The sequence below is a fragment of the Methylosinus sp. PW1 genome (assembly GCF_000745215.1).
In the GTDB taxonomy this organism is placed as follows: Bacteria; Pseudomonadota; Alphaproteobacteria; order Rhizobiales; family Beijerinckiaceae; genus Methylosinus.
Genome location: NZ_JQNK01000009.1, coordinates 2,808,023 through 2,826,416, shown reverse-complemented (window position 1 = coordinate 2,826,416; position 18,394 = coordinate 2,808,023). Strand labels below are relative to the sequence as shown.

The following is an 18,394-nucleotide window of genomic DNA, read 5'->3' as shown; positions in this document are numbered from 1 at the left end:
AAGGGTGAGAAGCTCACACTGAATGTCTCACCCGTCGATGATCGAAATGTTCCGCAAATCCTCGCCGCGCTGCACGACGCGGCGCTCGTAGCTGGCGCGGTTCTTCGTGCAGACGAGGCTGTAGGGCCTCCCCTGGCGCAAGGTCTTGGCGTCGACGTCCGCCTTCGCCGAGCGAATGGTCTGCTCGAGATGCGATCGAGCCGCTTCGGCGGCGCGCAGGACGAACTCCTTGCGCGTCGGATCGTCGAGGAAACGCGACAAGTCGGCGCAATCGCCGCATTTGCAGTCGAGCGCCGAGGCGCGGCGCCAATCGGCGGGCGGCTCGAGCGGCTCCGCTGCGCGAGCGCGCAGGTGATCGAGGCAGGCGGCGCGTAGCCGCTCGATCGCCGTATCGGCGTCCGAAAGAACGCCCTGCTCCGCCAGCAGACGCAGCGCCGGCACGAGAATGGCGTCGAGGCGATAGGTTTTTCGCTCAGTCAGAAGCCGTTCCGCCGCGCGCGCATTCGCGCTTTCGTCGATCCAGCGCAGAGCCGCAAGCATATCGGCGATTTCTTCAGCCTTGGGCGAATGCCTGCGCCAATCATGCTCCTCATCGGCATGAGGGGGCATTGCGGAAAGAAGATGCGCCGCGGCCGGGCGAAGCTCGGGCGCCAGCGACGAGACGGCGAGCCGACGCAAGAGCTTCGCGCAGGCAGGAAAGGACGCGCGTGCGGCGCCGGCCGAGAGACGCTCGACGAGAACGGCGCGCCGCGCCTCTGCGACCAGCGACAAGGCGTCCGCCAAGGACTCGACGTCCTGCGGCTCGAAACCGCGTATCGGCAATAGGCGCTCGAAGCAATTCTCGACGCCGGCGACATGGCAGAGACGGCGATAGGCGGCGAGCAGCCGCGCCGTCGGCGTCGGCCCTACACAAAGAGGAAGCCAGCTCGCTTCGACGAGGCGCGCCCCGATCGCGTCGGCGAGCCCGACGGCGCGCGCTCGGTCCTCCGGGCTCGCGGCGCGCTCGACAGAGGCTTCGAGATAGGCCAGAGCGTCATCCAGCTCGGCGCTTGCGAGGATGGAGAGAACATTCTCGCGCGGCCATAGCACCAGAGCGGCGCGCCGATAGGTGCGCTCGAATGACGCGCCCTCATTGCCGGTCGCCTCGCCGAAATATTCCTCGTCCGGCGCGAGCCCCTCGAAGACCTCGGGCGGCGCCAATTCGCAATCATCGAAGGGAATGGCCGGGAGATCGCTGATCGCGTCCGAGGCGTCCCTCCAAGAGCCGAGCGTCGCATCGCGAGAGCACACTTCACCCGCCTCGAATTCAGGCTCTTGCGCGCGCCACCGGCTGTGACGCGACGAATAGCCCGTGTGCTCGGCGGCCCCGTTCTCCTCGATGGTGAGCAGCGCGAGATGAATATCGCAATCTGCGTCGAGCGCCGCCTCTCTGAGTGTCTTCGCGGCGGCCTGATCGGCGCCTTTCAGCGACGCGAAGGAGATTTCGGCCGGGCTGTATGCGTGCTCGAGCGGGAGCACGATCTTCTCTGGAGCCGATCCATCCTTGCGCCAAGCGGCGAGCAGCGCGGCGATGTCGCGCCTCTGACGATCATAGATCGGCGCCGCCGGCGCGCGCCCCTTGCCCACCCTGCGCAGAGTATAGACGAGCGCCAGCCGATAGCCGCCCTCGACCGGCAGAACCTCGTGACGACAATCCGCGTAGAAAGCGGCAAAGCATGCTTCCGCCGGGTCCGGCGCGCGCAAGTCGATGCGCGCCTCGTGCTCGCGATGGCGAATGACGAGCTCGCCGCCCGAGTAGAGGCCAGGCGGCGCGACGATCAGCGTGCCGAACATTCCAGGGCATTTTTCCGTGTCGCGATGGTCGACGAAGAAGCCGCCCGGCTCATAGATCAAAAGCTTGTAGAAGATCGCCTCGACCGAGCCCTCGACGCCGAGTCCGTCGGCAGCGCGGGCCACGATCTCAGCGAGCGCCGCGCTCCATCGCCCCCCACTCAGTTTGACGCGCTCGGCGTCGATCTGCCAGCAATCACGCACGGACCGATCGACGACCGTTTCCGCACGACGTCCGAAAGGCGCGCGCTCGGCGACCTCGATCAGCAGCCTCGCCTGCGCCTCGAGCAGCGGCAGCGCAACCGGCCCGGCGCCCTCGACGGACAGAGCCGGCGCGCGCCAGTCGAAGACGCCATTCGTGTAGAAATCGCCGGGGCGCCGAACTTCGGCGAGCGCGGCGGGAAGCTTCGAGGTGAGAGACATGCGGCAAGGTCCTGACGATTCCCCGAATATACGCCGGCTCCGCCCGAGGCGAGAGCGGGACAGGAGCGAAAGCTGGGGAGAAAATCGCGTCGTCTCGCCCGCGCGCGGGTCGACGCTCGCCCATAGAATGCCTGCATCTCGCACGAATGCCGCGGAAGATCGGGCGCGAGAAGCCCGCGCATCTCGACGCGCTGGACCTCGGCTCCGTCAGCGTCACGGATTGAAGATCGGGACGCCCATTGGCGCAAAGTCGGCAATATTGCGCGTCGCGACCATCATGCCGTGGACAAGCGCCCGTCGCGGCGATCAGCGCATCACGCTCGGAGCGTGGATCAGGTCCATGCAACCGCGCGCATCGTCGAGCGATAGCGGAGTCGACGAGGAACTCGTCATCGGGGTCGGCGCCATTCGCCGTCGCGTCTTCGCCAGCGCCCGCCGCCCTCGCCCGGCGGCGACGCGTCTCGCCGGCGCCGCGTCGTTCCCCGCGCGCAAAATCCCGGTGGAAAGCGCCCTGCGATCCCGCGCCCGCCCGTGCGACTTGTGTAAGCTCGAAAACTCGAGCGGAAGGGAGTGGCGGCATGGCCGGACATCGGGGCGCAACGGCGCGCAAAACCGAAAAGCAATCTCGAAAGAGGATCGACAGCGACGACGCCAGCATAGCCACGCTCGTCGAGGAAATGTGCGTCGACGCGCTCTCCGGTCTGCCGCCCGCCAAGATCGAGGAAATCCTTCGGCCATGGCTCGCCAAGGCGGCGCCGCTCGATCCGAATGATCCGAGCGCCGCGTCGTTTCTGATCGAGGCGCTGACCCTCGCCGGCTGTCTCGCGCTCTTCACGCCGACGCTGATGGGCGCAGCGCCGATCGAGCGCTATGCGAAACAGCGCCGCGCGGACGCGGATGCCGAGACGCGCGCGGCGCTCGACATTCTGGTCCAAACGGAATTCCATTTGGTGCAATATAAATCCCGCGTGGGCGAGCGCCGCCTCCTCGCACAGGATCGGGCGAGCGGCGCTTCCATCTCCCTCCTCGACGACACGGCGCCGGAGAGCGCCATGCTCGTGGATGTCGCGACTTGGCTCGCACCTTTGCCCGGAGGCGATTTCGTGGCGGTCGGGCCACTCCTGCCGCTGGACGAGACGGCGCTAGCGGAAGCGCTATCTTTCGTTCGGCCGGGCAAGGGACTCGTCAATCCCCGGCGCTGCGCCGCCGCGGTCTACCGCCATGTCGTGCGTCACGGCGGGCTGCGCGTGGAGGGCCTCAACGTCTTTTCGGAGCCGCCCGCGGAGGCCGAGGCTTTCGTGGAGGAGCGGGACGCGCTCGACGCGCTCGCCGCCGCCTTCCTGGCGGCAGAGGGCGAGACGACGCCCGCGCTCGTCCAGGAAGCGCGCGAATTGGCGAGCGTCGACATCATCGTCCACGCGCTGTCGCGTAGCGTGATATCGCAACGGGCCGGCCGCGCCAATGTCGCCGACATCTTCTCCACGCTGGCCTATCTGATGCTGGAGACGCTCGACCGGCGCGACGTCGCCGGCTTCGGCGGCGGACGCATGCTGGAAGAGGTGGAGGCGGACGTCGAGCGCGCCGTCGCGCATGAGCGCGCACATGCCGGAGTCCGCACCCTATTCGAGGAGCTGCGGCGCCGATTGCTCGCGGCGCGCCGGCCGAAGTCGACCGACAGCGAGGCCGACGCCGAGCTCGCACGCGTTCTGCAACGCATACAGGCGCTGCGCGCCAAGACGGTCGAGCAAGGCTGCACCGAGCAGGAGGCGCTGGCCTCGGCGCGCAAAGTGGCCGAGCTGCTCGATCGCTACGGCCTCACGTTGTGCGAGATCGAGATGCGCGAGCGCCCCTGCGAGGGCGTCGGCGTCGACACCGGCCGCAAACGTCGCGCGCCGATCGACGAATGCGCGCCGACTGTCGCGCATTTCTGCGATTGCAAAATGTGGTTCGAGAAGAGCGCCTCCGGCTCGCTGCGCTTCGTGTTCTTCGGCCTGCCCGCGGATGTCGCCGCGGCGCATGTCCTCCACGATCTGATCGTCCTCGCATTCGAGGCCGAGACCGCCGCCTACAAGAAACGCGAGCCGGGCGCATCGGCCCGCTCCTTTCAGATCGGGCTGGCGCATGGGATTTGCCACAAGCTCCATACGATGGAGGCGGAGCGTGACGCCGCCAACCAGGCCTCCGGCGCCCGCGCGCTCGTGCCGATCAAGCGCAGCGTCATAGACGAGGAAATGGAAAAGCTCGGGCTCTCCTTTCATGCGAAACCGCAAGGGCGCCGCCGCAAGGTGACGATCGACGACTATGAGGCGGGCGTCGCCGCCGGACGCCATTTCGAGCCGCATCGGAGCGTCGAAGGAGCGTGAGTCACGCCGTCACAACTCTTCTTGCTCGCCGTCGAGCGGCAGGCGACACGCAATCCATTGCGCTCGTCCGGCGCCACGAGCAGACCGGACGAAGACGCATCCGTCTCATCCGTCGTGAAAGCGCAAATGGTGACGGAGTCCGTTGCGTCGAAACTGTCATCTTGCATGATGAGCACATGGCGCGGCTCGCCTGCGTAGTCCTTGCCTCCGGCAACGGTCCCGGACGTCGGAAGTAGTGGCGCCCACCATGAGCCGAACCTCCAAGGCTTCGCTGCCGGCGCCAATAGTTCGAGCGAATTCGATTCATCTCGGATTGCGATTTCGCTCCGTCGGCCTAATTCAAGGTATGATCCGGTTCGTGAAATCTCCAAAAATTGCTTTAAGGGAGTAGGCCAATGAACATCAGCATCGCGCACCTCCAGCCGATCGTCTCGCTGCTCGCCGGCGTTCTCATTCTGATCATCCCTCGGCTTCTCAACTACATCGTCGCGATCTTTCTGATCGTATCGGGAGTTCTGGGCCTCGGGTGGATCAAATGACAGGACGGCTTTGATCGAGACCGCCGATCGCCGCAAATCGATCGGCGCCACATGAACGGAAGCGTGCGACGACTTGTTCGCGCCAGCTCAGACGTCGCGAGAATGGGGTGGGATGAGTCGTCTTCGCCTGCACGCTGAGAAGCACCTCGTCGATCGCATCGGTTGGCTGAGAGCGGCAGTGCTCGGCGCCAATGACGGGATCGTCTCGACCGCGAGCCTGATCGTCGGCGTAGCCGCGGCGACCGCGACGCGAAACGATATTTTAATCGCGGGCGTCGCCGGACTGGCGGCCGGAGCCATGTCGATGGCTGCTGGCGAATATGTGTCCGTCAGCTCGCAATCCGACACCGAGCGAGCAGATCTCAAGCGTGAACGTAAAGAGTTGAGCGACAACGTCGAGTTGGAACTCGATGAGCTCGCCGACGTCTATGTCACACGCGGCGTCGATCGAGCGCTTGCGCTTCGAGTCGCCGAGCAAATGATGGCGAAAGACGCCCTGACTGCCCACGCGCGCGATGAGCTCGGAATTTCAGAGATCACCACCGCCCGTCCGGTGCAAGCGGCGCTGACATCGGCAGCGACGTTTTCGCTGGGCGCCGCCATGCCCTTGCTCATGGTCGTCGTGGCGCCTGTCGGCGCGCTTGTCCCCATCGTGTCCGTCGCGTCTTTGGCCTTCCTCGCGCTTTTGGGCGCCATCGGGGCAAGAGCAGGCGGCGCCGATGTTCTGCGCGCGACGGCTCGAGTGACATTCTGGGGCGCATTGGCGATGGCCCTCACCGCCGGCATCGGGAAAATTTTCGGCACGATCGTTTGAAGATTGGATTCACGAGAGGGGCATACTTTGTGAAAACCGGAGCGAGCGACGCAAGGCGTCCGCGCGCGACACGGGACGCAACATTCGCGGCAGACCGGCCTCGATCCTGCGATGTTGGATAAGAAGGTCGTCACCGCGGATCGGTTATTAAGTCACGAAGCGAGAATCAGGCGATCACGTCCTCGGCGCCCATCCCCTTCGGACACTTCGCGCTAATCGCCCGGGCACGTACGCCCTTATCGAAAATGCGCACGATCTCCTCGTCTCCGGTCTGCGCGGCGTCAGATTTCGATGCGTCGCTCAGTCCCCGCGGAGGAACTCGGGGAGATCGGCGGCGCCGTCGTCGCCTCTTCCGGCGCCCCCGTCCGGCGCCCCGGACGCCGGAATGTCCAGATTCGACACGAGGCTCTCCGCGGTCGAGGCCTCGGCGTCCTGGGCCGCTCCCTCCGTCACGCGCTCGGCCGGACCATCCTCCTTCAACTCCGCCTTCTGCTCTTCCGGCCCCGCCTTCAACTCACCCTCCGCCTGCTGAGGCGCCGCGGAATGACCACGCAGGGGAGAACTGCGTCCGCGCGTCGGCGCGCCCGAAGAAGCCCTCCCACGCTTGTCCGCGCCATCGAGCGGCGGTCTGTCGGGCTCGGCATCGTGAACGACCTTCGCTTTGGCTTCCTCGCTGACCGGCTCCGACGCGGCCACCGCGGCCGAAGGGGCGGCGGCGCTCGGCTCCGTCTCCTGGTCGTGTGCGCTCGCGTCGTCGCCGCTTTGCGTGGTCTCGGCGCCTTTTCCATTGCCAGCGCCCGAGGAGTCCGCGTCCGGAGTCACCATGACCTGACCGGAAGCTCCGACGATGGCGCGGATAACCGAGGGCGCCGCGACGCCGTGCCAAATCCAGCAGACGATGCCACGTCTCCGTGTATCCGTGTGACGAATGAGCCCCTGCGCCGTGAGCGCCTGCTCGAGCTCCGGCTCTCGCTCGCGAAGAGTCACGAACAGATCGCGAGGCCGCATGTCGGGCGCTTTCGCGAACTCCAACGTCGCAGCGCCTCGCTGATGGAGGATACGGCGCTGATTCGGGTCCGCCAGCAATTCGGCCAGCAGGCTGAACGCGCCATAGAGCATTTCGGGGGTCACACCCGGCCGCGGCTCCGCGAGATGCAATTTGATCCCGCGCTGCAACGTCTGGCGCCAAGCGGTCTTTTCAGCTTTCGTCACCGAGGCGAGCGCAGCGTGATATTCGGTGGACACCTGGGCGAACGTGGCCAAATCGGGGATGATCATCACGCACCTCGCTAAGCTGAACGATTAAGCTATATCACAGGCTCACTCGAGCATTTACATTTGTCAAGCGCATTTTTCATACGACTTTCACAAGGATTTTCCCGGGCCATGAGCGATAATCCCGACGACAATCCCGACATGATTTCGAAATGTGTACGCATGCGCACATAAGAGCTATGGAATTCCACCACCGTTGTTCGAGGTAGCTATCAGAAAGCGCTTGACCCCTCGAATTGCAAGATTCATTCGTTCCTCAAGGCGCCATCTAAATTTACGGACACGCTGAAACTGGAGCGCTCCAAAGGCGCCAAATCGCCAAGATTCGAACCATCCCAGCAATAGCGCTATCGATTACGTGATCGATCTCGCATAACGGCTCTGCTAGGGGATCAGACCTCGAACGAAATTTACAGGATGGTTATGGACACCACTCCACATGGATGTGTCGGTGCCGCGTTACTCCATCGTTATGAAACGGATTTATCCGTTTATGTAACGGAATTGTCCGCGGACAATTCCGTTACATAACATGACTTTTTCTCCTCGATCTCCACGAATCGAGCCACCATCACAACGTTGATTTTTTTGATTTTCACCGGCACAAAGCACAAAACTGAACACAAATTAAACACATTTGATCATATGATATTTAGCATCACTGACTTTATTTTTGGACCGGATCCATGGACGCAACCCCTATTCCCGAACCGCGCCGCGGTCGTCGTCGTAGATCGGATCGCGCCAATGGCGGCGCGACATTGAAATAGGAAAATCGGCGTGGCGATCAGCGAGCAGACTGTCTCCGCATATACGGTCCGCACGTCGCAATTGCGGTGGCAATGCGCCAGCATGCTCATGCTCGACCTCGCCACGCTGACATGGCCGCGTTTCGTCGAGTGGCTCATTGCGCAGCGACCTCGGTGGAGCCGGTCGACATGGCGGACCTACAAGCGCTCGGTCATCGAGGTCATGAAGCGGGCGCACCCGGACGAGTGCGGCGCGATGGCGGAGCTGGGCGCAGCGACACAAACCGGCGCGAGAAAAAAGACCGACCAGACGTCGGCCGCCAAGGCGACGCGCTTCGGAGCTGATGAGCGAGAGCGGATTTTCGCGGCTCTTCGACTCGGGCGATCCAACCGGGCGCTGGAGCTCGTCGACTTTATACGCGCGTCATGCACGACGGGCCTGCGCCCGTCCGAGTGGCGCGGCGCCGATCTGAAGGTGTCCTCGGACGGCTCCGTCAGACTGGTGGTCAAAAATGCAAAGGCCACGAACGGCCGCGCGCATGGCCCACACCGGACGCTCCATTGGCGCCATCTGCCGCCGGAGACATTGGGCGCGATTTCGCGGACCATTGCGATCGCGCGGAAATCCCCTTCCGCGGCCGAATACGAAGCCCATCGCAAAGCCCTGCAAAACGTGCTCGGCTCCGTGAGCCGTCGCCTGTGGCCTGATCGCGCCAAGCATTTCGCGCTCTATTCATGCCGGCGCGAATTCATCGCCCAAGCGAAAAGGGTCTATTCGCCCGTCGAAATCGCGGCGCTCGTCGGCCACAGCGTCGACAGGACGGCGCAGTCCCATTACGGCCGAGTCACGAAATCAGGCGCGCGCGACATCTCGCTGCCGACCCCGGATCCCGGAGACGTGGCTCGTGTGCGCGCGATCGTCGCGCGGCGACTTGCGGCGTTGTCACGGGTGCACGAGAAGGCGGCCAAAGAGAAGGCCGGCAAAGAGGCTCCCTCGCGCGAGCTCGAATGCTTCCATGACGCGACTTCGGCCGCGGAATTCACGGAAACGGCGATCACAGATCACGCGGACGGGGCCGAGGAATCGCCGCAATCGGCCGAGAGCGCCGACGCCGACGCGCCGTCCATCACGCTCGACACGGACCCTGCCGCCTCCATCGAGGGTCCCACGATCGACCTCGTTCCTGAGCCCTCCGCGCAGGTGGACGAAGCGAAAGAGGCTCCCGACGAAAGCGAGCGCCTCCAGATGGCGCTTCGAGAAAAGCCGCCGATCCCGGCTTCTGGGGATGTCGATCACGCCCCCGAGATCGTCGAGCCGCGACCCAAGACCATTTCGCAAACGCAAGAGAGCGCCGACAAACTGGCTCCGTCAATCGTGCTCGAGGGGTCGCAAGAGCCGCCTCCGGCCGCGGCGCCATTCGCCGAATGCACGGCCGCGGATCACGAGGCCACGGTCTCGCCGCGATCGACCGAAGACCCTGACGCCACTGCGCCGTCCGAGGGTCCGACGATCGATGCGTTTCCAGAGCCTCCCGCGAAGCCGGACGGGGCCAAAAAGGCCCGCGACGAAGGCGAACGCCTCTGGCGAGCGTTTCAAGAGGAGCAACGACGATCATTCGACGCCACACCCTCAAAGAACCGTCACAGAAAAAAGGCCTCCGTTCACGAGGCCAGTTCGGTCGACTCTTCGTCGGAGAGCTCGACCGATGTCGAGCCGAAGCCCAAGGATATCCCGTAGAGGCTCGGGCCGCCGAGGAATTCCGCAGAAATTCATCGCGCCAAGCGGCAATTTGCGTGACCAAAGAGCGAACGCCGCGCCCGATCGGCGCGGCGGCGCTTTATTCATTGTGATCGCGAGCGATCACAATTCGCCGCGCAACGTCACCATGAAGTTCCGCGGATCGCCCGGCGTGTTGTAGGTGTTGCTGCCGCCGACGCGGGTATAATATTTCTGGTCGGTGATATTGTTGATATTCACCTGCAAGCTCAGATTTTCATTGATCTTATAGGATGCCATCGCATTGAGAACGGCATAGGCCGACGCATGCCGCGCCTCGTTCAGCGTGTTGACCGAGCCGGAGAGACCGCTCTGCGCGACGACGCCGGCGCCGACAGTCAGGCCTTGAAGAAAACCGTCGAAGTCGTATTTGCCCCAGATCTTGAACAAATGGGTCGGATACCACGAATTGATCGAACGGCCCGGATCGTTCTTATCGACGAGAAAAGCGGTCTTCATGTAGGTGTAGCCGCCGACGATATCGAGCCCGGGCAGCGAGCGCGCGACGAGAGGAACCTCATAGTCGGCGAAAGGCCTGCCCGAGAACTCGACCTCGACGCCGGTCGACTCCGCCAGTCCCGCCTGGAGATAATAGCCTGGATTGGCCGAATCCGCGAAAGAGCGGTTTCTATCGCGAATCTCGAACCAGGCCGCGGACGCGTTCAGCTTCTTGTCGAGGAACTCGCCCTTGACGCCGGCCTCCCATTGTCCGCCCACGCGCGGATCGAGCGTCGTGCCGTCGGCCCTCTGCTGAGTCTGGGGAAGGAATATGTCCGTGTAGCTGCCGTAGAGATTGATCTCATCGGTCAGACGAAAAATACCGGCGACATAGGGCGTGAAGCGATGGTTGGATTTCGCGCCATAGGACCAATTCGCGGGCATGCTCGGAAAGGCCGCGCGATTTTTCGCGAAATAATTGGTGAGCCTGCCGCCGAGCACGAAGGTCAAAGGATCGATCGGCGTGAGGCGAAGCTGGCTGTAAGCGCCATGCTGGAGCGTCTGGTTCTCGCCGCCGGCCGTGTACGGATTGAGATTCGGGCCAATATAATTCGGCCAGAACACGGGGACGGCATTCACCGTCTTGATCGGCGCGCCTTTGTACTCATAGGTGAAGCGGTCGTAATTATAGCCCAGCGTCAACGTGTTCTTGATGGGCAACAAAGGCAGCGTGCCGGAGAGATAGGAGTCGAGACCGGTGCGATGATAGTAATAGATGTAATGGCGGCGCGCATATTGCGTCGACCAGTTGGACGGATTGACGCCGGCATAGGGGAAGGCGTCGTTGAACTCCTGCGTCTGGTCACGTCGATTGAAGTTGATTTTCGCGACCCAGTCGTCGCCGAAGCGATGCTCGAGGCGGACTTTCTTATCTTCCGTGTCCCATTTATATTGGGTCCAATCGGGATAAGGATTCCATGAGCGCGGCACGTTCAAGAAATAGGGGCTCGTATTGCCGAAATAGGAGATCGCCGCAACGGGCTGCCCGCTATAGGCGGGGTCGCTGGTCCGTTGGCGTGTATAGGCGACATTCACCAGCGTGTTCGGCGTGATATCGTAGTCGAGAGAGCCATAGCAGAGCCATTTGTTCTCGGGCTGCGACGGCGTGAAGAAGAAGTGCTTGTCCTGGTGCAGCACGAGCGCGCGATAGCGCAATGTCCGAGCTTCGTTGATCGGCCCGGTGACATCGATCATGCCGCGATAATTGTCCCATGAGCCGGCGTTGAATTCCGTTCGCAGCTTGAATTCGTCCTGGGGCCGCTTGCGGACCACATTGACGCCGCCGCCGGGGTTTCCCGAGCCGGAGAGCAGGCCCGCGGGGCCTTTGAGGACTTCGAGACGGTCATAGACGGCGAGATCGAGCTGCTGATAGCCGACGAGGCCACTATAGGTCGGTACGCCGTCATAGGCGACGTCGAGGAAATAGCCGCGCGACGCCGGCTGCCCCTGCGTGTTTCGTCGGCGCTTCATCTTCACGGAGGCGGAGCCGCTACGACGAGCGACGATGCCACGCGACGGACGCTGGTGGTTTTATGAGGGAATTCGGAGCGGGTTGAAGCCGGGCGAAGGCGACGTGGCTGCGCCTTGTGTCGCTGGACCCAAGGCTTCTCCCGCGTAGCCCCGTGTGAAGACTTCGGGCAATTTTGTAATCCTTTTCGATCGGAGGGTCCGCGCTATGCAGTCCGCGCGCCGAACAAATCGGGAACGTCGGACGCGAGCTTTGCGGGGAGGCTGGTGATCGTTGTGGTATGTCCTTGCGCGGTGCCGGCGCGCCCTCATGGGAGACGGCGCGCTCGACGTCCGCCGCCGCCTTGCGCGACCGAATTTGGGATGCAAGCTGCAAAAATGGACTGCGCCCGCAGCAGCCGAGTCTTGGATAACGCGTCGGCCTTGCCAGATGACCCATAGAGTGGTACACAATCTCATATCGAGGTTGCGGCATGATCGAGAGCTTTCGAGACGCTTGGTTGCGAGCCTTCTTCGTCGACGATGTTCGCTCAAAGAAAGTCCCGCCCGCGCTCGAAAGCCGCCTCTTCCGCAAACTCCAAATCATCGACGATGCGACGACGGATCAGGATTTGCGTGTCCCACCGAGCAATCATTTCGAGAAACTGCGCGGCGATCTGGCCGACTTTCATTCAATCCGAGTGAACGCGAAGTGGCGACTCATCTTTCGATGGGATGGCGCAAAGGGTGAAGCTTCCGGCGTCTATCTGGACGACCACAGTTACCAGTGAGGCAACCATGTTGATGACGAAGCGCAAGCCGGCGACCGTGGCGGAGATTCTGGTCGAAGAATTCATGGAGCCGATGGGGCTGACCCAGGCCGCGCTGGCGGAGGCGATGGGCGTCCAGCGCAAGCATGTCAACGAACTGTGCAACGATCGCAGGAATGTGACAGCGGCCACCGCGCTCATTCTGGCGCGCGTATTCGGCAACAGCGCCGACTTTTGGCTGAACGTGCAGAGGCGTAGCGATTTGTGGGAGGCGATGCATTCACCCCGCGAACGCGAGCGGATCGAACGGGCGAAGCCGTTGAAGGCCGTCGCGTGATGCGCGCCGGCGCTACGAAGGCGAGCGCCAGCGCAGAGTCGGACTCTTTCCTTGTGATTGAACGTCGCGCGAGCATATCGGGATGTCTCGCTCACGCGCTCGCACGGCCAGGCGGTGTCGTGTCGCTCGTGATGAGGGCGAGGCCGGCGGCTCGATCGGCCTGACGCCAACCGGTAGATTCTGAGGCGCGACGCGCTTCATCACATTGAACCACATTGGCGTTGTTACGCGTAGAACAGCACCCGGCCTGCCGGAAGAATTTGATCGAAACCGTCGAAATCCCGGACATTGCGTGTCAGAACCGTCCATCCGTGTTCGAGCGCCTGGAGATAGAGACTCGCGTCGTTCGACAGGAGCATCCGTTCGCTTCGTTCCATGTGCATGAGTCGCGCGACCAGACGCGCCAGCATCCCTGCGTCCGCCGTCTCCGATGGCGACGAGATGCGATGGCTGGGAATATCCTCGATCGTCTGCCGGATCTCGCGTAGCACGCCTTTCGTGGCGGCATGAGTGGGATCCAGGCGGCCGAACAGATGTGCCATCTCCGCCAAACAAACGGTCGAGTGGTTGGTGATACGCGCTTCGAGCAGCTCGTCGACGCTCGCGGGCGTACGCCCTTGCAGCACGTCGATATAGACGCAGGTATCGAGCAGCAACTCGGCTCCCGCGGAAACTGGGGGTTCGACGATCGGCAGCGCCTCGAACGGGCGCATCTGGAACGCGTCCGAATTGCGCTGTGGCTTTATCCGCCGTAGCGAGCGCGCGAGATCAAAGCTCGAGGTCGATATCGTCGGCGATCTGGCCCTTGCGACGGACGAGCTTCGTGCCAAAGTCGTCCTCGAGCGCTACTTTCGCCAGCGCGTATTCGAGCAGCTTGGTGTCGGAGGCTATACCTGATTTTTTCTTCGCGGCCGTGACGAGGTTGCGACGAACTCGCCCGCCGATCCGGCCATTCTCGCCGCCCAACAGGCCGAGCTCTCGCGCCGTATCCATGACCGCGCGCCGCCTGATGCTCCGTTGAACCGGGATATCGGAAGCTTCGTGGATCGGCTTCGGCATGGCCGCGTCTCCTCGTTGGACAATATGAAGATTTTGATCAACGGTCGCAACATTTTTGAGCGCTTCGCAGAATAGCCGAGGTCTCGGCGTTTACGGTTTTTCGGCCGCAATCGACGGGCTTTGATGCGCCCGCGCGCCATCTGGCGCAATGCTCTGCGCCGTCAGCCGGTCATTTTTCGCATCCCTATCCGGTTCGAGACACACCTCTCCCCTCGCGGCGTCATGCCGCCGCTTCGAGAACCCGCGCCCGCTTCATGTTCATCGCCATGACGACGAACTGAAGATGACAATTGTTGCGCGCGAGGCTGCGGTAGCGTACTCGCGCCATCCCATACCAGTTCTTCATCGTCGCGTTGGCGCGCTCGACGCCGACGCGAACGCTCGACGCCGTCTTGTTGAACCATCTCTGCCAGTCCGGCTGTCGCGCTCCGCGCTTCGCCTTATAGGCGATCTTGTCGTCGATCTTCTTGTCGTTCAACGCCTTGCGTAGCGCTGCGCTATCATATGCCTTGTCGCCGTAATAGGCCTCTTCATCGCCCTGGATCATCGCCTCGCCGCGCTGGCTGTCGTGCAGATCGGCGCTCGTCATCTCCGCTTGGCGCACGATGCCGCTTTCTTCGTCGACCGCCAGATGCGCCTTGTAGCCGAAGTAGGTCTCGCCGTTCTTCTTGGTGAAGCTCGCGTCCGGGTCGCGCGGATTGACCTGCCCCTCGTCGTGGGGCGGCGGCTTCACGGCGGCCGCGATGATAGTGGCGTCGACCAGCGTGCCGCGCTTCACGATCAGCCCGCGCGCGTCGAGTTGTCGATTGACCTCGGCAAGTAGTTTCTCGTCGAGGCCGAGCTTGGCGAGCCGCTGACGAAACCGCCAGATCGATGAATGGTCCGGCGTCTCCTCGTCCAGCGGAACCCCGCAAAAGCGCCGAAACGACAGGCGATCGCGCACAGCCTCCTCGGCGGCGGGGTCGGACAGCCCATACCACTGCTGCAACAGCACGATCTTGAACATGGTCAGTGGCGGATAGGCCGGCGCGCCGTCGCTCGAAGAATGCAGCGGACGCAAAATAACGTCGAACGCGCTCCACTCGAACGTCTTGGCGATATCTTCCAGAAACCCACCAGGACGAGAATAGGCTTTCACGAATGCGTCGGCGAGCGAAGGTTGGCTGAAGTTGCGGCGTGACATCGGTGACTCACATCCCTCGGACGCCCCAGAGAATCACGGGTTCGCCGGTTTTGCAAAGCGCTCATTTTTGAATAGGAATCCGCCCCGCTCGGTCGGGCGCGATAGTATATATGCGTCGACGCAATAATCGGCCAATGAGCGGCGCATGGTGCGTTGTCGATGCCGACGAAAATCCGCGCATAGACCGCGCGGTTGCGGGCTTGGCCAGTTCCCGCGCGAGCTTTCGATGAAGGCCGCGTCATTTCCCTTCGACGGCGCGATGCGGCTCGAATTGCCGTCCGGCGGCGACGCCCGCCTCATAGTCGTCGAGTGTCACCTTGCGCCGGCGTCCTTGCGGCTTCGCATGAAAGGAGAGCCCGAGCTTCTCCATTTCCTCCTCTATGACGCTGCGTTTGATCGGCACGAGCTCGCGGGCTCCCGAGGCCTGGTTGGCGGCGTCGCGCTCCGTCTTCATCGTATGGAGCTTGTGGCGAATTCCATGCGCCAGCCCGATCTGGAAGGAGCGAGCGGATGCGCCCGGCTCGCGCTTCCGATGGGCGGCGGTTTCCACCTCGAATGCGAGGACGATCAGATCGTAGAGGAGATGCGCCGCAGCGACATCCGCCGGCAGGCCGAAAAATACGAAGCGCAGCGAGCCCGAGGGGCTCTTCTCGAACCACATTTTGCAATCGCAGAAATGCGCGACTGTGGGCGCGCATTCGTCGATCGGCGCGCGGCGCTTGCGGCCGGTGTCGACGCCGACGCCCTCGCAGGGGCGCTCGCGCATCTCGATCTCGCCCAGCGTGAGGCCGTAGCGATCGAGCAGCTCGGCCACCTTGCGCGCAGAGGCCAGCGCCTCCTGCTCGGTGCAGCCTTGCTCGACCGTCTTGGCGCGCAGCGCCTGTATGCGTTGCAGAACGCGCGCGAGCTCGGCGTCGGCCTCGCTGTCGGTCGCCTTCGGCCGGCGCGCCGCGAGCAAGCGGCGCCGCAGCTCTTCGAACAGGGCGCGAACACTCGCCGGCGCGCCTTCATGGGCGACGGCGCGCTCGACGTCCGCCGCCGCCTCTTCCAGCATGTGTCCGCCGCCGAAGCCCGCGACGTCGCGCCGGTCGAGCGTTTCCAGCATCAGATAGGCGAGCGTGGAAAAGACGTCGGCGACATTGGCGCGGCCGTCCCGACGCGAGATCACGCTGCGCGACAGCGCGTGGACGATGATGTCGACGCTCGCCAATTCGCGCGCTTCCTGGACGAGCGCGGGCGGCGTCTCGCCCTCTGCCGCCAGGAAGGCGGCGGCGAGCGCGTCGAGCGCGTCCCATTCCTCCGAAAGGGCGTCGGCCTGCGCGGACGCGTCCGAAAACACATTGTGGCCTTCCACCCGCAGCCCGCCGTGACGCACGACATGGCGGTAGACCGCGGCGGCGCAGCGCCGAGGGTTGACGAGCCCCTTGCCGGGCCGAATGAAGCTTCGCGCTTCCGCCAGCGCCGCCGCGTCCAGCGGCAGCAGCGGGCCGACCGCGACAAAATCGCCGCCGGGCAAAGGCGCGAGCCAGGCGGCGACATCGACGAGCATGGCGCTTTCCGGCGCCGCGTCGTCCAGGAGGGCGAGGGAGGCGCCGCTCGCCAAGTCCTCCGCGAGCAGGCGGCGCGCGCCCGCGCGGGATTTATATTGCAGCAGGCGGAATTCCGTTCGGACCAGAATGTCGAGCGCCGCGCGCGTCTCGGCGTTCGCGTCCGCGCGGCGCTGTTTCGCATAGCGTTCGATCGGGGCGGCACCCATCAGCGTCGGGGTGAAAAGCGCGAGACAGCTGGCGAGCGCCAGCGCCTCAAGCAGGAACGACGCCGTGCTCGGGTCGTTGGGATCGAGCGGCCCCGTCTTGGCGAGCCATGGCCGGAGGATGTCCTCGACCTTGGAGGGGGACAGGCCGGCGAGCGCGTCGACGCACATGTCCTCGACGAGCGTGGCGACGCTCGCGTCGTCGCTCTCCATTCTCGCGCGAGATTGCTTTTCGGTCTTCCGAGCCGCCGCGCCCCGATGTCCGGCCATGCCGCCTCTCCCTTCCGCTCGAGTTTTCGAGCTTATACCGGCCGAGCGGCCGGGGCCCGGATCGCATGGCTCTGTCCACCGGGATTTCGCGTGCAAGGAGACGGCGCGCGGCGCCGGAGCGTGTCAACGATTTTGAGACAGCGTGATTTGGAATTTACTCACCAGTCGATAATTAAGGAAACATGTCTATTGCAAGGCGCGTCCAATTGTGATTCGATGAGTCATACGGTTTCCGGCTGATTACCTCGGCTTGGCGATTTTCGGCCACCAATGGAAGCCGGCGCGGCTTTTGATGATGTCGCGCTCGCTCGCGAGCGCGGCGCATCTTTCGCCGATGATCGCGTCGAGTTCCTCTATCGTTCCGAGGCGCTTGTTGACGATGGGCTCGTCGACGAGAGCCCATAAGGTCTCGGCGGGTTGCAGCTCCGGCGTATAGGGCGGCAGAAAAACCAGTCGCACGCCATCCGGCACGTTCAGACCAGCCTCGCCGTGCCAGCCGGCGTTGTCGATGACGAGCACGATCGTGCGATCGACGCCGGCCTTGGCTTCACGCGCGAAGGCCTCGAGCAGCGCCGCGAAAAACGGCTTCGAGACGCCGTCGTGCATATACCAGAAGGTCTCGCCGCTCGCCGGCGAGACGAAGGCGGTCACATAGAGCCAGTCGAAGCGATGATGGCCATGCGCGATCGGCCGCTCGCCGACCGGCGCCCAGACGCGCCGCGTGACCGGTTTCAGGCCGAGCCTGTGCTCGTCGCTGGCGAAGACCTCGACCGATCGCTCCGGATGCTTCGCGGCTTCCTCCGCGACGGCCTCTTCGAGGTTTTTTTAAACGCCGCCGCCTCCTCGGGCGAAGCCGACTTCGGATTTTTGGGGCGTGGAGCCTGGATCGACATGCCGCAGGCTTTCAGCGCCTCCCAGCCGCGCTGAACCGCAACTTTCTCCAGTCCCAATTCGCGCGCGAGAAAAGCCGCGACTTTCGCGCTCGTCCACAAGCCTCCGTCGTCGGGCGGCTCCTTCGGCCGAACGCGCAGCTCGTCGAGCAGATCGGGCTTCAACACCGTCGCCGTCGAGCCGTTGCCCCGGCGTAAATCGCCGAGAGCCTCCGGCCCTTCTGCGTTGTAGCGCGCCGCGAGCTGCTCGATCCAGCGCTGGGCAAAGGATGTCATCTCGGCGACTTCGCCGAGCGTGTGGCCCTTGGCGAGCAGCCAGATCGCATGGAAATGCCGCGCCTCGCGCGCGTTCGAACTCGAAACATACCGTTCACGCAACGCATCGACGCTCAAATGCGCAACTATCGTCGCCATGACC

The 18,394-nt window shown here is 63.8% G+C and carries 14 protein-coding genes and 2 pseudogenes; 6 read left to right on the top strand and 10 right to left on the bottom strand.

What is annotated here, in order from left to right; all coding sequences use genetic code 11:
- Positions 1–27 precede the first annotated feature (27 nt).
- Positions 28–2,253 carry a 2OG-Fe(II) oxygenase gene (locus K369_RS22920; protein ID WP_036294550.1) on the bottom strand — a complete coding sequence of 742 codons (2,226 nt, stop codon included), beginning with the start codon at positions 2,251–2,253 and terminating at the stop codon, positions 28–30.
- Positions 2,254–2,831: 578 nt separating this feature from the next.
- Between K369_RS22920 and K369_RS24995 the strand changes: the two genes are divergently transcribed.
- Positions 2,832–4,616, top strand: a complete 1,785-nt coding sequence (locus tag K369_RS24995; protein WP_051949497.1) for a DUF2786 domain-containing protein — start codon at positions 2,832–2,834, stop codon at positions 4,614–4,616.
- On the opposite strand, the pseudogene K369_RS28325 reads toward K369_RS24995, so the two are convergent.
- A pseudogene (locus K369_RS28325) lies at positions 4,553–4,834 on the bottom strand (hypothetical protein); the annotation flags it as partial. The gene K369_RS24995 and the pseudogene K369_RS28325 sit on opposite strands and share 64 nt — an antisense overlap.
- 177 nt (positions 4,835–5,011) lie before the next feature.
- Between K369_RS28325 and K369_RS25820 the strand changes: the two are divergent.
- Positions 5,012–5,155: a DUF3096 domain-containing protein gene (locus K369_RS25820; protein ID WP_084570792.1), complete on the top strand. Its 144-nt coding sequence runs from the start codon at positions 5,012–5,014 to the stop codon at positions 5,153–5,155.
- A 112-nt stretch (positions 5,156–5,267) separates the two neighbouring features.
- Positions 5,268–5,969, top strand: a complete 702-nt coding sequence (locus K369_RS22910) for a VIT family protein (RefSeq protein ID WP_036294547.1) — start codon at positions 5,268–5,270, stop codon at positions 5,967–5,969.
- A gap of 300 nt (positions 5,970–6,269) precedes the next feature.
- On the opposite strand, the gene K369_RS22905 is transcribed toward K369_RS22910, so the two are convergent.
- On the bottom strand, positions 6,270–7,247 hold the full coding sequence (locus K369_RS22905; protein ID WP_036294544.1) for a hypothetical protein: 978 nt from the start codon (positions 7,245–7,247) through the stop codon (positions 6,270–6,272).
- 777 nt (positions 7,248–8,024) lie between these two features.
- On the opposite strand from K369_RS22905, the gene K369_RS22900 reads away from it, so the two are divergent.
- On the top strand, positions 8,025–9,731 hold the full coding sequence (locus tag K369_RS22900) for a hypothetical protein (RefSeq protein ID WP_156968026.1): 1,707 nt from the start codon (positions 8,025–8,027) through the stop codon (positions 9,729–9,731).
- A 123-nt stretch (positions 9,732–9,854) separates the two neighbouring features.
- Here the strand turns inward: K369_RS22900 and K369_RS22895 are convergent, their stop codons facing one another.
- On the bottom strand, positions 9,855–11,738 hold the full coding sequence (locus tag K369_RS22895; RefSeq protein WP_051949496.1) for a TonB-dependent siderophore receptor: 1,884 nt from the start codon (positions 11,736–11,738) through the stop codon (positions 9,855–9,857).
- 470 nt (positions 11,739–12,208) lie between these two features.
- Here K369_RS22895 and K369_RS22890 point away from each other — a divergent pair, with 470 nt between their 5' ends.
- Positions 12,209–12,505 (top strand): type II toxin-antitoxin system RelE/ParE family toxin, encoded by a 297-nt coding sequence (locus K369_RS22890; protein ID WP_036294536.1) that lies wholly within the window; start codon positions 12,209–12,211, stop codon positions 12,503–12,505.
- 7 nt (positions 12,506–12,512) lie between these two features.
- Positions 12,513–12,821, top strand: coding sequence for a HigA family addiction module antitoxin (locus tag K369_RS22885; protein ID WP_036294533.1), 309 nt, complete (start codon positions 12,513–12,515; stop codon positions 12,819–12,821).
- A gap of 224 nt (positions 12,822–13,045) precedes the next feature.
- Here K369_RS22885 and K369_RS22880 read toward each other — a convergent pair whose 3' ends face one another.
- The 6 genes and pseudogenes from K369_RS22880 to K369_RS22855 all read right to left on the bottom strand — a co-directional run bounded on the left by K369_RS22880 (position 13,046) and on the right by K369_RS22855 (position 18,252).
- The gene (locus K369_RS22880; RefSeq protein WP_245278275.1) at positions 13,046–13,534 is read right to left on the bottom strand and encodes a type II toxin-antitoxin system VapC family toxin; all 489 of its coding nucleotides are present in this window, start codon (positions 13,532–13,534) and stop codon (positions 13,046–13,048) included.
- A 55-nt stretch (positions 13,535–13,589) separates the two neighbouring features.
- Positions 13,590–13,880, bottom strand: a complete 291-nt coding sequence (locus tag K369_RS22875; protein ID WP_051949495.1) for a hypothetical protein — start codon at positions 13,878–13,880, stop codon at positions 13,590–13,592.
- Between the two features lie 220 nt (positions 13,881–14,100).
- Positions 14,101–15,063, bottom strand: coding sequence for an IS5 family transposase (locus tag K369_RS22870; RefSeq protein WP_051948759.1), 963 nt, complete (start codon positions 15,061–15,063; stop codon positions 14,101–14,103).
- Between the two features lie 238 nt (positions 15,064–15,301).
- A complete protein-coding gene (locus K369_RS24990) occupies positions 15,302–17,086 on the bottom strand; it encodes a DUF2786 domain-containing protein (protein ID WP_051949494.1) in 1,785 nt (594 codons plus the stop codon).
- Positions 17,087–17,326: 240 nt separating this feature from the next.
- A pseudogene (locus K369_RS22860) lies at positions 17,327–17,842 on the bottom strand (IS630 family transposase); the annotation flags it as partial.
- Positions 17,818–18,252 carry a winged helix-turn-helix domain-containing protein gene (locus K369_RS22855; RefSeq protein ID WP_371033331.1) on the bottom strand — a complete coding sequence of 145 codons (435 nt, stop codon included), beginning with the start codon at positions 18,250–18,252 and terminating at the stop codon, positions 17,818–17,820. The pseudogene K369_RS22860 and the gene K369_RS22855, both read right to left, overlap by 25 nt.
- Positions 18,253–18,394 lie beyond the last annotated feature (142 nt).